This is a genomic window from candidate division WOR-3 bacterium (assembly GCA_016934535.1).
GTDB lineage: Bacteria > SDB-A > SDB-A > SDB-A > SDB-A > JAFGIG01.
Genome location: JAFGSQ010000028.1, coordinates 1 through 14,786 on the forward strand (window position 1 = coordinate 1; position 14,786 = coordinate 14,786).

Below are 14,786 nucleotides of genomic sequence, written 5' to 3' on the forward strand. Positions count from 1 at the left end.
GGTTGCGATGGAAAAAGGACTCAGATTCGCCATAAGGGAAGGCGGAAAGACCGTAGGCGCAGGCGTAGTCACGGAAATATTGGAATAAACAAGGACGAATAAAATGCCGAGAGAGATAATTGTTCTGGCTTGCGGTCAATGCAAGAGAAGAAATTACACGACGAAGAAAAACAAAAAGAAACACACAGGCAGGGTAGAGTTCAAGAAATTCTGCTCTTTTTGCAACAAAAGAGTCGGACACAAAGAAACAAAATAATAGGCCTGTAGCTCTAATTGGTAGAGCGTCGGACTCCAAATCCGGTGGTTGCAGGTTCGAATCCTGCCAGGCCTGAAAATTAACTTTTTGTCGGAAGGAAACCTAATGAAGGCTGTTTTGCAAATATTCAAAAAGATGAAAAATTTTCTTTTTGAATCCAAACAGGAGCTGGGCAGAGTATCTTGGCCCTCAAAACAGGAACTTTGGGATTCGACGATGGTCGTAATTTTCGTGTCGATAATGCTCGCGGTGTTCGTAGGGATTTTCGATAGAATTTTCACGACTCTCGTAAGTTTGATTGTAAGGTAGAAATGGATCACGAAGAAACCTCTGAAGATTTAAAACAAGACGGTTCCGAAAACGCGGCGGAAAAACCTGTCGAAGACCTCGTGGAAGATGCCGAGGCTAAATGGTTCACCATACACGTCTATTCGGGTTCCGAAAAAAAAGTTGAAAAAATGATACTGGAAATGGTTAAGGAAAATGCTGAAATAGGTAAAAACATTCACGAAGTTTACACACCGATAAAGAAGAGTTCAAAAGTTATAAGAAGCAGTAAATCCGTGAAAAGAGTCGTGAAGCCGAAAAACCTTTATCCCGGTTATATTTTTATCAGGATGAGACCGGAAAAAGAGGTGATCAGCATGATTTCTGATCTACCCAATGTCATCAGTTTTCTCGGAGGCAAGAATCCTATACCACTCAAAGGCCTCGAAGAGGGTGAACTCAAGCAGCTGAGGGAAGAAGGCGACAAAATCGTTAAACTCACTGCTCCATTTGCCGTAAACGACAGTGTGAAGATAGTAAGCGGTCCGTTTTCGGATTTTATCGGAGTCGTGGAAAACGTGAACGAAGAAAAACAGAGATTAAAAGTTGTTGTCACTATATTCGGAAGATCTACACCGGTTGAAGTTGATTTCATAGACGCTCAACCAGTTTAAAAAAGGGGACCTCGATGGCAAAGGCTAAGAAAAAACAAATACAGGCAGTAATCAAGCTGCAGATACCTGCTGGTCAAGCGACTCCGGCTCCTCCTTTGGGACCGGCTTTGGGTCAGGCCGGCGTCAATATTCCCGAATTCATAAAGACTTTTAACGCGAGAACCGGCGGACAGGATCCGCTGCCTTTACCCACCGTGATTACGGTTTACAAAGACAAAACTTTTTCTTTTGAAGTCAAATCACCTCCGGTGGCGGTTCTTTTGAAAAAAAGCGTTAAAATTGCAAAAGGTTCCGGAGAACCAAACAAAATAAAAGTGGCCACAGTATCGGCTAAAGATGTCAGAGCCATAGCTGAAAAAAAACATCAGGACATGACAGCGGGATCAGTTGAAAAAGCCATGAGCATGGTCAGGGGAACCGCGAGAAGCATGGGAATATTAGTGGAAGAAGGATGAAATGAAACACGGAAAAAGATACGACAATCTCAAAAAAGACCATTCCTCGAAAGAAGATTTTTCTCTCAAGGAAGGGGTTGAGAAAGCAAAAAGCATGGCTAACGCCAAATTCGACGAAACTCTCGAAGTTTCCGTGAAACTCGGCATAGATCCGAGAAAATCGGATCAGCTGGTCAGGGGAAGCGTCGTTCTTCCGCACGGCACCGGAAAAAAAGTCAAAGTTCTCGTTTTCGCCGGAACCGAAAAAGCACAGGAAGCCAAAGATGCAGGCGCCGATTATGTAGGCGCGGATGAATATATTGAAAAAATCCAGAAAGAGAACTGGCTTGATTTTAACGCTGTCGTCGCAGTACCGCAGATGATGGGAAAAGTCGGCATGCTTGGAAAGATCCTCGGGCCGAGAGGACTAATGCCCAATCCTAAACTCGGCACAGTCACGATGAATGTCAAAGAAGTCGTCGAAGAGATAAAAAAAGGAAGGATCGAGTTTAAAAACGACAAGTCCGGAAACATTAACGTACCCGTGGGAAAGACATCATTTTCAGCAGAAAATCTTTTCGAAAACGTCAGTGAGTTTTTCAGGGAACTTATAAAGAGTAAACCGTCTTCGGTCAAGGGTACCTACATCAAATCGGTTTATCTCAGTCCAACAATGGGTCCGAGCGTTAAAATAAATGCGGCTGATTTGATTCAGCCCCAGCGCTGATACTGGTACAAGCAAGGAGTGGAAAATGGCAACAAAGGAAAAAATAAGCCAGGTCCAGGACCTGACAAAGAGCATAAAAGAGGCTAAAGCTATATATATCAGCGATTATAAAGGGATGACCGTCGCTCAAATGACCTCGTTCCGGAAAAAAGTCAGAGATGCCGGGTTGAGTTTCAAGGTCGTCAAGAACACAATGACAAAAATCGCCCTTAACAACAGCGGATATTCCGGCATGGATGATCTCCTTACCGGACCAACTGCTGTGGCGTTCAGTTATAAGGATCCGGTAATGCCGGCAAAGATAATCAAAGAGAGCTTCGCAGAAATGGGTTTTCCCATAATAAAAGGCGGTTTCCTTGAAGGTAAGCTCGTGACCAGGGAAGAAATAAACAGAATTGCGGATCTTCCGCCAAAAGAAGCTCTTCTCGGACAACTCGCCGGTACTCTGGCGGCTCCAATAACTGGATTCATGTTCGTAGGCAATAACATATTGTCAGGTTTTCTGAGGATTTTAAGTTCAATAAAAGACAGCAAAGAAAAATAAGAAAACAAAATAGGGAGGTATTCGATGTCTGAGGCTACCAAGCAAATATTGGAACTTGTTAAAGGTTTGACGGTTATGGAACTGTCTGAACTTATAAAAGAAATGGAAACAGTGTTCGGTGTTTCAGCCGCGGCTCCTGTCGTTCAGATGGCGGCGGGCGCCGGTCCTTCCCAGGCCGCTGAAGAGCAGGAAGAAAAAACGGAATTTGACGTAATACTGAAAGAATACGGCGATAAAAAAATCCCTGTGATCAAGGAAGTTAGAGCGATAACGGGCCTGGGACTTAAAGAAGCAAAGGACCTTGTAGAAGGCGTCCCCGCAAAAATTAAAGAACAGGTTTCGAAGAAAGAGGCTGAAGAAATGAAGAAACAACTCGAAAGCGCAGGAGCTGTCATAGAAATAAAGTAATAGAGTCATAATAATTCTGAATGACTTGATGTTACTTGTTCGGATGTCGGGAAATGTCTCAGGGACTTTGATTCCCTGAGATGTTTCTTTCTTTTAAATCTGTCTTTCTTTATTTTTCATGGAGGTAAAATTGACAAAAGGTGAAAGAGTAAACTACGGTAAATTGACTTCACCTTTGCCTATACCTGACCTTCTCGATGTTCAGAAAGAATCTTTCGCGAAATTTATTCAGAAAAACGTGCCCCAGAGCAAGAGAAAAAAAACAGGGCTTCAGGCTGTTTTGGAAGAATTCTTTCCCATCGAGGATCAGCAGGGCAGATGCGAATTGAGATTCGTCAATTATGAAATAGAACCGCCAAAATACAATCCAGACGAATGTATTCGAAAAGGCAAGACGTATTCGGCTCCCTTGAAACTCAAACTGCAAATAGCCATAAAAGACAAGAAAAACGAAGCCATTGAGGAAATTCGCGAGCAGGACGTGTTCCTTTGCGATCTGCCCATGATGACAGAAAAGGCGAGTTTTATTATCAACGGAGTGGAAAGGGTTATAGTCTCTCAGCTCCACAGAAGTCCGGGTGTGTTTTTTAATGTCGAATACCATCACACGGGAAAAATGCTTATTGTCGCCCAGATAATTCCTCAAAAAGGAACGTGGATAGACATCAATCTGGATCACAATGAGATTTTGAACATAAGTCTTGACAGGAGAAGGCATTTTCCTCTGACGATCTGGCTTCAGGCAATAGGACTTGGCGATCCCGGTCAAATTTTGGAGCGTTTTTTCGGATCAGAAACGGTAAAAATCTCGAATTTCACAGGTAAACAAGCCGAGAAATTGATCGGGAGAGTTACTGTCGAAGACATAACAGATCCAAATTCGGGAGAAGTTGTCCTTTTTTCAGGTTCCGAACTCACTTCCGGTTCACTGGACATGCTTAATCTTTTCGGTAAAAAAGAGTTGCTGCTGGTTAAGGACGATAACATTCCCGCCCTCGAAGTCATGAAAAAAACATTTGCAAAAGTCAAAAAGAGACTGTCTAAAGAAGAATCGGCTGAATATATTTTTAAATTTCAAAGAGGCACTGATCCGGTTAATCCTGAAGCCGCAATCGATTACATAAACAGCATGTATTTCTCTCCCAAAAGATACAACCTCGGGGCAGTAGGAAGAAAGATGATGAAGGACAAACTCGGAAAAACACCGAATGAAGAAACGCTTTCTCTTTGCTCGGAAGATTTCGTCCACATAATGGATTATCTGTTCGGATTGCTCGACAAAAACAAGGGACTCGACGTAGACGACATAGATCATCTGGGAAACAGACAGGTCAGAAGGGTAGGAGAGTTGCTCGCCGATCAGTTCAACACTGCCATGATAAGGGTAGTAAAAGGAGTCAAAGACAGATTCATTCTCGAAAGCGATCCGAAAAAAATAGTTCCGCAGATGCTTGTCAACTCGAGATATGTGACGAGCACTCTCATGGCTTTTTTTGGCCTCAGTCAGCTGTCGCAATACATGGAGCAGACAAACCCGCTTGCTGAAATGACACACAAGAGGAGGCTGAGCGCATTGGGGCCGGATGGGCTTACCAGAGATACTGCCGGATTTGAGGTAAGAGATGTCCATCATTCACATTACGGAAGACTCTGCCCTATAGAGACTCCGGAAGGTCCCAACATAGGATTGATAACGTCTCTGGCGATATACTCAAAAATAAACGAATACGGCTTCATTGAGACTCCTTACAGAAAAGTTGAAAAAGGGAAACTGACTGACATAATAGAATATATGTCTCCGCATCCGGAAGACAAAAAGATCATAGCTCAAGCGAACGAACCGATTGATAACAACGGAAAATTGACAAATCATGAGCTCGTAACCAGATACATGGACGATTATCCTGTTGTGGCCAGAGATCAAGTTGATTACATGGACGCTTATCCGACTCAATTACTGAGCATTTCGGCCGCGCTAATACCTTTCATGGAGCACGACGAAGCCAACAGAGCTCTGATGGGATCGAATATGCAGAGGCAGGCGGTCCCCCTTATCAGACCGGAATCACCTCTTGTTGGAACCGGTTTGGAAAGAACGGTCGCAAAAGATTCGCAGACCGTATTGACAGCAAAAAGAAAAGGCGAAGTTGTTTTCGTGAATTCAGAGGAAATTAGAATTCAGCCGGATAAAACTTCCCTTCTGGTTTTCGGAGAAAAAGACCTCGACGTATATAAACTACAGAAATACAAAATGACCAATCAAAACTCTTCTGTAAATCAAAGACCCATAGTCAATGTAGGAGACAAAGTGAAAGAGGGTCAGGTCATAGCCGACAGCTCCTCTTCAGACGGCGGCGAACTTGCCCTCGGCAGAAACGTACTTGTAGCTCTAATGTCCTGGAGAGGCTACAATTTTGAAGACGCTATAATAATCAGTGAAAGACTCATAAAAGAGGATGTATTCACATCAGTAACCATTAATAAGTTCAACGTAGAAGTCAGGGAAACAAAGCTGGGTCCCGAGGAAATTACAAGAGAAGTTCCGAACGTCGGAGAGGATGCCACAAGAAACCTCGACGAAAACGGCGTAATCAGGATAGGAGCCGAAGTCGGTCCGGACGATATCCTTGTCGGAAAAGTCACTCCAAAGGGTGAAACCGAATTGACTCCGCAAGAGAAACTTTTAAAGGCTATTTTCGGTGAAAAAGCAGCCGATGTGAGGGATACGTCGCTGAGAGTTCCGCCGGGAGTTCAGGGAGTCGTCATAGACGTTCACCAACTGAGCCGCAAAACTCAATCAGCCAACGAAAAGAAAGCAAACGAAAAAAAGATCAGAGAAATCGAAGAGAACTACAACAAACGGATAGAGGAACATAAAAAACAGAGACTGGAAAAACTTGTTCAGCTTTTCGACGGAACTGTTCTGCCTGACGGCATTCTTGATATGCAGGGATCTGTCGTAATCCAGCGCGGCAAGAAGATCACTGCAAAAATGATCAAAGACACGGAATGGGACGAAATAGCAGTTCCTGATTCAGCCAAGGGAGACATGTTGACTCTCTCTAAAATACTCACTGAGTCCAATAACATAATAGAAGAGTTCGAAAGGCTGAGAAACAACGAAGTCGAAGTACTAAGACAAGGTGACGATCTACCTCACGGATTATTGAAAAGAATAGACGTCTACGTGGCAGAAAAAAGGAAGCTGTCTGTAGGAGACAAAATGTCAGGAAGACACGGTAATAAAGGCGTAGTATCCATAATTGTCCCGGAAGAGGACATGCCCTATATGGAAGACGGAACACCCGTGGACGTAATACTCAATCCTCTCGGCGTTCCGTCCCGAATGAACATAGGACAGGTTCTCGAAACGCATTTGGGATGGGCGGCTAAAAAACTTAACATAAAAATCGCGACGCCGGTATTTGACGGAATTTCAGTAAAAGAAATCGAGGGTCTTCTGGAAAAAGCCGAACTTCCAAAATCCGGAAAAGTCGCACTGCACGACGGTATTTCGGGTCAGGTTATTGACGGCGAAATCACAGTCGGATACATGTATATGCTGAAACTGGGGCACATGGTAGACGACAAAATCCATGCCAGAAGCATCGGTCCGTACTCGATGATCACACAGCAACCGCTCGGGGGAAAGGCTCATTTCGGAGGGCAGAGATTCGGAGAAATGGAAGTGTGGGCGCTCGAAGCATACGGAGCCGCTTACACTCTTCAGGAAATGCTGACTGTTAAATCCGATGACATAAGCGGCAGAACTAAAATGTATGAAAGCATAATAAAGGGTGATAATCCGCCCGAACCCGGATTGCCGGCATCTTTCAATGTTCTCGTAAAAGAGCTGAACGGACTTTGCATGAACGTTGAAATTGAAAAAGGCAAATCAAAATCGAAACAGAACAAAAAGTAGTTTTATCTCTTGAGGAGGTAAATTGAAATACAACTATTTTTCAAGATCGCAGAAGGACCAGAACGCAGACCTAAGTATAGATTTGCTGAAATTGAGTGTTGCCTCGCCTACTGTTATTCGTGACTGGTCTAACGGCGAAGTCATAAATTCCGAGACAATAAATTACAGGACGCAAAAACCCGAGCCGGGCGGACTCTTTTGCGAAAAAATATTCGGACCCGTTAAGGATTTTGAATGTAACTGCGGAAAATACAAACACGTAAGATACAGAGGCGTTGTCTGCGAAAGATGCGGAGTGGAAGTTACGAGCTCGAAAAGCAGAAGAGAGAGGATGGGACACATCGAACTCGCGGTACCCGTTGCGCATATATGGTTTTATAAAGTGACACCGAGCAGAATAGCTCTTCTTTTGAACATGACGCAGGACATGCTTCAGAGAGTATTGTTTTACGAAGCCTACATTGTTTTAAACCCGGGAAATCTCGGCGATGACAATCCGTACGCTGTCAAAAAAGGAGGCTTTCTTTCAGAAGAACAAAAAAGCGAGATTGAAGAAAAAGTTGAAGAAGGCCTCTTCAAAAGCCTGAAGCTCGGAATAGGAGGAGAAGGAATCAGAGAAGCTCTGCAGGACCTGGACCTTGAAAAACTGACGGCAGATCTGAGATCCAGAATTAAAATAGAAAAATCCGAAGACGCCAAAACCAAGATGCTGAAAAGACTGAAAGTTGTTGAAGCTTTTCGGAATTCAAGCAATCATCCTGAAGACATGATCCTGACTGTAATCCCTGTGATTCCTCCTGAATTGAGACCTCTCGTAGCTCTCGACGGGGGAAGATTCGCATCAAGCGATTTGAACGATCTTTACCGGCGGGTGATCTCGAGGAATAACAGGCTGAAAAGTCTCATAAACATAAAAGCTCCCGATATAATTATAAGAAATGAAATGAGAATGCTTCAAGACGCCGTGGATGCTCTTTTTGACAATTCGAGGAGAGCGAAGAACGTCAGGGGGAAAGGCAATAAACCGCTAAGATCTCTTGCGGACGTGCTGAAAGGAAAGCAAGGCAGGTTCAGATCAAATCTTCTCGGAAAAAGGGTTGACTACTCGGGAAGATCAGTAATAGTTGTCGGCCCGAAGCTCAAAATCCATCAATGCGGGCTTCCGAAAGAGATAGCACTCGAACTTTACAAACCGTTCATAATCCGGAAACTGGAGGAGAGAGGACACGCTCAATCAATAAAAGGAGCGGAGAGACTCCTGGAAAAGGGGTCCCCTGAAGTATGGAGCATACTCGAGGAAATCGTTAAGGATCATCCCGTGATGCTCAACAGAGCTCCGACATTGCACAGACTCGGCATTCAGGCTTTTCAGCCGGTATTGATTGACGAGAAAGCCATTCAGGTTCATCCGCTGGTCTGCACGGCTTTCAACGCCGACTTTGACGGCGATCAGATGGCTGTCCATCTTCCGCTGTCATATGAAGCCCAGGCCGAAGCCTATCTTCTTATGATGTCCTCGAACAACCTTCTTTCTCCATCCAACGGTGCTCCCATTGTGGCTCCAACGAAAGACTTGGTTCTAGGAATATATTATCTTACGAAAGGAAAAGAGAAGGCCGAAGGCGAGGGCAAACATTTTTCCAGTGTTGAAGAGATAGACATGGCGCGGGAATTCAGCGATCTCGACCTTCACGCACATATAAAATATCCCGTCGCCGGAAGAATAATCGGAGTTAATGAAAAAGGAAGGGACGAAGACAGGGTCGTAACCAAGGAAATAATAACAACGACCCCCGGAAGAGTCATATTCAATCAGATACTGCCTGAAGGAATGCCGTTTTATAATATAGTCATTGAAAAGAAAATACTCGCCGGAATTATTGCCAACGTCAATTATATGTTCGGCAACGAGAGAACCGCAAAGTTTTTGGACGACTTAAAGGATCTCGGATTTCATTTCGCCACTTTCTCCGGTGTGACTTTCGGCATGTATGATCTTGTTGATACACCTGAAAGACCTTCGATTTTGAAAAGAACACAGACTGAAGTAGATAAAATCAGAGACAATTTCAAAAAGGGTGAAATCACCGAGAATGAAAAATACCAGAGAACAATAGAAGCGTGGACCAAAGCTACAAACGAAGTTGAAGAACGCATGATAGAAACCTTTCAAGCGGACAGAAAAGGTTTCAATCCGATTTACATGATGGTCAATTCCGGCGCAAGAGGAAGCAGGGAACAGGTCAGACAGCTTGCGGGTGTGAGAGGATTAATGACTCGACCTCAAAAAAAGATCACGGGTCAAAAAGGAGAGATCATTGAATCCCCTGTGCTGTCGAATTTCAAAGAGGGATTGAAGGTGCTCGAATACTTCATTTCGTCTCACGGAGCGAGAAAGGGGCTGACAGATACGGCGTTGAAGACTTCGGAAGCCGGTTATCTGACGAGAAGGCTGATCGATGTCGCTCAGGATGTGATAATTACGGAACCTGACTGCGGGACAATAAAAGGACTTGAAATGCAGGCTCTGACAGAAGGCGGAGAAATTATTGAACCTCTGTCTGACAGAATCGAGGGAAGATTTGCCCTCGACGACATAGAGGACCCGCAGACTCACGAAGTGATAGTCCATGAAGGTGAAGTGATGTCAAAAGAACTCGCGCTCAAAATTGAGTACAGAAATATAAGCAAAGTAAAAATCAGATCGGTTTTGACTTGTGAAGCAGAGAAAGGTTTATGCCAGAAGTGCTATGGAAAAGATCTTTCGACGGGGAAAACGGTTTCCATAGGCGAAGCCGTCGGAATTATTGCCGCACAGTCAATAGGAGAACCAGGCACACAGCTTACTCTGAGAACATTCCACATCGGAGGAACCGCCACTCGTATAGCACAGCAATCCATCGTAAAATCAATAATCACCGGAGCGGTCAAGTTTCAGAAAGTTAAAACCATAAAACGAGATATTGACGAAAAAAGGATAGTCATCTCACGTAACGGAGAAATTATAATCAAGGGCAGAGAACGCGAAGTGACTCACAAGATACCTCACGGTTCCGTGCTTTTGGCCGTAGAGGGGGCTTACGTAGACACGGACACACCTCTCTATGAATGGGATCCTTTTTCCGATCCTATACTGTCCGAAACTAACGGTATAGTCAGGTACAAAGACCTTATTGATAACCTGACCATGAGATATGAAACTCATCCGCAAACCGGAGAAAAGCAGGTTCTCGTTGTCGAGCATAAAGAAAGAGGTCTTATTCCGGCACTGGAAATTGAACCTTCAGAGACCAGCAGAAAAAAACAGGTCGCTTTGGTCCCTATCGGAACTTATATCATTGTCGAGAATGGAAAGAGGGTCACTCCCGGAGACATAATCGGTAAAATTCCGAGAGAAAGCAGCAGAAGCAGGGACATAACTGCAGGATTGCCTAGAGTTGAAGAGCTCTTCGAAATGAGAAGACCCAAAAATGCGGCAATAATTTCGGAAATCAGGGGAGAAGTCAAATTTATGGACACGACAAAAGGAGCCAAAGCCATAAAAATCGTCAGTGAAGTGGGTGACGATAAAGAATACGTGGTTCCATACGGTAAACACATACTTGTTCACGAAGGACAATTCGTTGAAGGAGGAGAAAAACTCACAGACGGACAAGTATACCCTCCGGATATACTTCAGGCTAAAGGGCCTCTCGCGGTTCAGGAATTTCTTCTCAACGAAGTACAGGAAGTATACAGGCTCCAGGGAGTTAAAATAGCCGATCGTCATATAGCTCTTATTATCAGACAACTTCTGAGAAGGGTAAAAATTGAAGATTCGGGGGACACAAATCTCATAGAGGGCGAAATAGTTGACAGCAAAACTGTTACGTTTGAAAATAACAGAATATTAAAAGCCGGAGGAAAACCGGCGACTTACAGATACATACTGCTGGGTGTGACCAAAACTGCTTTGACGGCAGAGAGTTTTATATCGGCGGCGAGTTTCCAGGAAACAACAAAAGTGTTGACATCGGCTGCCATTGAAGGTAAGAGAGACACTCTGGAAGGGATCAAAGAAAACGTCATAGTCGGCAATTTGATACCTGCGGGCACAGGTTTGAGAATTTACAGAGCCATAAGGGTCGAAGGCGAGGAAGACGTCGAAGAAAAGAAAGAGGACTCTGTCGTTATACTGAGTACAGAAGAACAGAAATAGAAAACGAAATATTATAAATTTACTTTTTTGGAGGAAACAATGCCCACGATAAATCAGCTCGTGAGAAAAGGAAGAAAGAAAATAGTCAAGAAGACAAAAGCACCCGCGCTGACCAAATGCCCCCAGAAGAGAGGTGTTTGCGTCAGAGTATATACGACGAGCCCGAAAAAACCCAATTCGGCTCTCAGAAAAGTTGCTCGCGTGAGACTCAGCAACGGTTATGAAGTCACCGCGTACATACCCGGTGAAGGTCATAACCTCCAGGAACATTCCACAGTCTTGATCAGAGGTGGAAGGGTGAAGGATCTTCCGGGCGTCAGATATCACATTGTCAGAGGTGTTCTCGACTCAGCGGGCGTCGAGGGCCGCAAGCAAAGTAGATCTCTTTACGGGACAAAAAAGGCAAAGAAATAACCGGAGGAACCGATGTCCAGAAAACACAAAACGTATAAAAGAATCATACCGCCAGATCCGAATTTCAACAGTGAACTCGTAAGTAAATTCGTCAACGTCGTGATGAAGAGAGGTAAAAAGGGAACGGCCGAAACAATAGTGTACGGCGCTCTAGACATTGTCGCTCAGAAACTTAAAATCGCCGATCCCATAGAAATTTTCGAAAAGGCTGTCAATAACGTCAAACCGACTATAGAAGTAAAACCGAGGAGAATAGGCGGCGCGACATATCAGATTCCCGTGGATGTTCCCACAAACAGACGAATAGCGCTTGCGATAAGATGGCTTCTCAGTTCGGCCAGAGCGAGAAGCGAGAAAACTATGAAGGAAAGACTTGCAGCAGAATTTATAGCCGCGAGCAACAAAGAGGGAACCGCGATAAAGAAAAAAGAAGATACTCACAAGATGGCTGAAGCCAACAAAGCTTTTGCCAGCTACATGTGGTAATTTTTTACCTTTAACTCAGAAAACTAATAAGCGGCAGCATAACGGGAAGACCAAGACGTGCTGCCGGTTTTTTTAACGGACGGATTGTTTTAGCAAATTATGAGAAGTATTAGAAATATAGGCATAATAGCCCACATAGACGCGGGTAAGACGACTACGACCGAAAGAATGCTGTTTTATTCCGGAAAGACGCACAAAATGGGTGAAGTAGACGAGGGAAGTGCGACTACGGATTATCTCGATCAGGAGAAAGAAAGAGGGATAACCATCACTTCTGCAGTCGTTTCCCTTTTGTGGAAAAAAGCAAACATAAACATCATAGACACTCCAGGTCATGTTGATTTCACTGGTGAAGTCGAAAGATCTTTGAGAGTTCTGGACGGATCTGTTGTGATTTTCAGCGCGGTCGAAGGCGTGGAATCCCAGTCTGAAACTGTATGGCATCAGGCCGATAAATATAAAACACCGAGAATAGTCTATGTTAACAAACTTGACAGAATCGGAGCGGATTTCAAATCCGTCGTCAACGAAATAAAAGAGAAGTTTTCGCAGTTTCCCCTCATAGTCAACATTCCTTACGGGTACGAAGAAAATTTTACGGGTGTGGCTGACGTGATAGAGAGAAAAATCCTTGTCTGGAACCGTTCGACGGACGGCTCAAGTTTTGAAATTAAAGCTACAGACGAAAAAACAACCGCTGAAATTGAAAACCAGAGAAATTTCCTAATAGATTATCTTTCCGATTTCAACGACGAGATAGCAGATCAGTTCATAAACTCAGGCGACGCCGACAACGATCTCATCAAATCGGAAATCAGAAAATTGACGATTCAGGGAAAAATTGTCCCTGTTCTCTGCGGGGCTTCGCGCAGGAACGTTGGCGTTCAGCCGCTGCTCGACGCAGTGATGGATTATCTTCCTTCCCCTTTGGATGCAAAAGAGATTGAAGTTCTCACCGCAAAATACGGCAGGTCTAAGAAAATCACTCTCGATCCGGAAAATCCCTTCCTCGGTCTTGTTTTTAAAATAATCCTTGACGAGCACGTCGGAAAAGTCCATTTCGTAAGAGTTTACGAGGGGAAATTGAAGACTAAACAAACGGTAATAAATCTGACAACGTCAAAAAATGAAGTTGTCCAAAAAATATTCAGAATATACGCGGACAAAAGAGTCGAAAGAGATGTCGCTTTGATGGGAGACATAGTAGGAGTGACGGGGCTGAAGAACTCTTTCACAGGAAATACTCTGAGCGAAGAAAGCAGGGATTTTCTTCTTGAAGAACCGACTTTTCCCGAACCGATAGTATCTGTAGCGGTCGAACCGAAGGCTTCGGCTCATTTTGACAGACTGTGCGAAACTCTCAATCTTTTTACCCAGGAAGATCCGACGTTTAAATTTGCCGAGGACAAAGAGACCGGACAACTCATCATTTCAGGGATGGGTGAACTATATATTGATGTTCTCGCCGAAAGACTCAAACGTGATTTTAAAATTCCCGTCAAACTCGGAAATCCGAGAGTGGCTTACAGGGAAAGCACAGGTAAAACGCAAAAAATGACTTCGGACATAATCAAGAATATTGGCGGAAAGAAACACACCGTGAGAGTGTCACTTGAGGTAAGACCTCTTGAAAATCACAAAAATGTTTTCATAGTTCCCAAGGATTGGAAATTCAACGAAAATAATTCCGTCAGAAAAGCCGTCGAAGAATACGCCGAAGAATTCAAAAGTTATTATTTTCCAGGGCCTATCGCCGGATTTCCTTTAATGGGTGTTGAGTGCAGACTTCTGAATGTAGAGACCGACGAAGACGCCAACGAGACAGTCGTGTTGTCTTCGCTCGAAGAAGTTTTCGAAAAGGCCTGCGCCGCGGCGGATCCTGTTGTTTTAGAGCCGCTCATGAACCTGGAAATATTCGTTCCGGACGATTATTTTGGTGAAGTTATAAAAAGCCTTCATTCACTCTCTGCGGAAATATCACACATCGAAGATAAAAAGAAATACAAACTCGTTCACGCACAGGTTCCGCTGTCAAAAACATTCGGCTACGCCTCTGCCATAAGAAGCCTTACCAAGGGAAAAGCAAGCTACACCATGCAGTTTTTGAAATATGAAAAACTGTCTGAGCACGATAAAGATTTCCTGATGAAAAAGATCCGCGGTTACTGACGCTATGTTTCGACTTGTAGAGATAAAATATGCTTGACAGGATTTTAAAAATATGTCAAATTCATAGTCTTTTTGATTACATCCGCAAGGATTCTATTTATCTGAATTAAGTTATAATTTTTTATAAGTTAATTGGATTAGCTATTTTTGGGTCTATTGGCGATTTAGTGATACTTTGAAGATAAAAACTCAACTTTATGTTCAACAAAGGAGAGGGATATGGCGAAAGAGAAGTTTGAGAGGAAGAAGCCTCATTTAAATATAGGCACGATAGGCCATGTAGATCA

General features: G+C 43.8%; 13 protein-coding genes and 1 tRNA gene. All 14 read left to right on the forward strand.

All coding sequences use genetic code 11. From position 1 onward, the window contains the following. Positions 1-88: hypothetical protein (locus JXL83_05155; protein MBN2363499.1), on the forward strand; the 88-nt coding region annotated here is incomplete at its 5' end. Positions 89-103: 15 nt separating this feature from the next. Next, on the forward strand, positions 104-256 hold the full coding sequence (rpmG, locus tag JXL83_05160) for a 50S ribosomal protein L33 (protein ID MBN2363500.1): 153 nt from the start codon (positions 104-106) through the stop codon (positions 254-256). A gap of 1 nt (position 257) precedes the next feature. Next, positions 258-331: transfer RNA gene (locus JXL83_05165), tRNA-Trp, on the forward strand. A gap of 30 nt (positions 332-361) precedes the next feature. Further along, the gene (gene secE, locus JXL83_05170; GenBank protein ID MBN2363501.1) at positions 362-565 is read left to right on the forward strand and encodes a preprotein translocase subunit SecE; all 204 of its coding nucleotides are present in this window, start codon (positions 362-364) and stop codon (positions 563-565) included. Positions 566-567: 2 nt separating this feature from the next. Next, positions 568-1,197 carry a KOW motif-containing protein gene (locus tag JXL83_05175; protein MBN2363502.1) on the forward strand — a complete coding sequence of 210 codons (630 nt, stop codon included), beginning with the start codon at positions 568-570 and terminating at the stop codon, positions 1,195-1,197. Positions 1,198-1,211: 14 nt separating this feature from the next. Further along, a complete protein-coding gene (gene rplK, locus JXL83_05180) occupies positions 1,212-1,652 on the forward strand; it encodes a 50S ribosomal protein L11 (protein ID MBN2363503.1) in 441 nt (146 codons plus the stop codon). A 1-nt stretch (position 1,653) separates the two neighbouring features. Further along, positions 1,654-2,358: a 50S ribosomal protein L1 gene (locus JXL83_05185; protein ID MBN2363504.1), complete on the forward strand. Its 705-nt coding sequence runs from the start codon at positions 1,654-1,656 to the stop codon at positions 2,356-2,358. Between the two features lie 25 nt (positions 2,359-2,383). Further along, complete coding sequence (locus tag JXL83_05190) at positions 2,384-2,902, forward strand: 50S ribosomal protein L10 (protein MBN2363505.1); 519 nt, start codon at positions 2,384-2,386, stop codon at positions 2,900-2,902. A 24-nt stretch (positions 2,903-2,926) separates the two neighbouring features. Then, complete coding sequence (rplL, locus tag JXL83_05195) at positions 2,927-3,310, forward strand: 50S ribosomal protein L7/L12 (GenBank protein ID MBN2363506.1); 384 nt, start codon at positions 2,927-2,929, stop codon at positions 3,308-3,310. Positions 3,311-3,428: 118 nt separating this feature from the next. Continuing rightward, a complete protein-coding gene (gene rpoB, locus JXL83_05200; protein MBN2363507.1) occupies positions 3,429-7,232 on the forward strand; it encodes a DNA-directed RNA polymerase subunit beta in 3,804 nt (1,267 codons plus the stop codon). 22 nt (positions 7,233-7,254) lie between these two features. After that, a complete protein-coding gene (gene rpoC, locus JXL83_05205) occupies positions 7,255-11,430 on the forward strand; it encodes a DNA-directed RNA polymerase subunit beta' (protein ID MBN2363508.1) in 4,176 nt (1,391 codons plus the stop codon). A gap of 39 nt (positions 11,431-11,469) precedes the next feature. Further along, positions 11,470-11,844 (forward strand): 30S ribosomal protein S12, encoded by a 375-nt coding sequence (locus JXL83_05210; GenBank protein MBN2363509.1) that lies wholly within the window; start codon positions 11,470-11,472, stop codon positions 11,842-11,844. Positions 11,845-11,856: 12 nt separating this feature from the next. After that, positions 11,857-12,330: a 30S ribosomal protein S7 gene (rpsG, locus tag JXL83_05215; GenBank protein ID MBN2363510.1), complete on the forward strand. Its 474-nt coding sequence runs from the start codon at positions 11,857-11,859 to the stop codon at positions 12,328-12,330. Between the two features lie 99 nt (positions 12,331-12,429). Further along, entirely contained in the window at positions 12,430-14,499 is a 2,070-nt protein-coding gene (fusA, locus tag JXL83_05220) for an elongation factor G (protein ID MBN2363511.1), read from the forward strand. Positions 14,500-14,786: the final 287 nt, after the last annotated feature.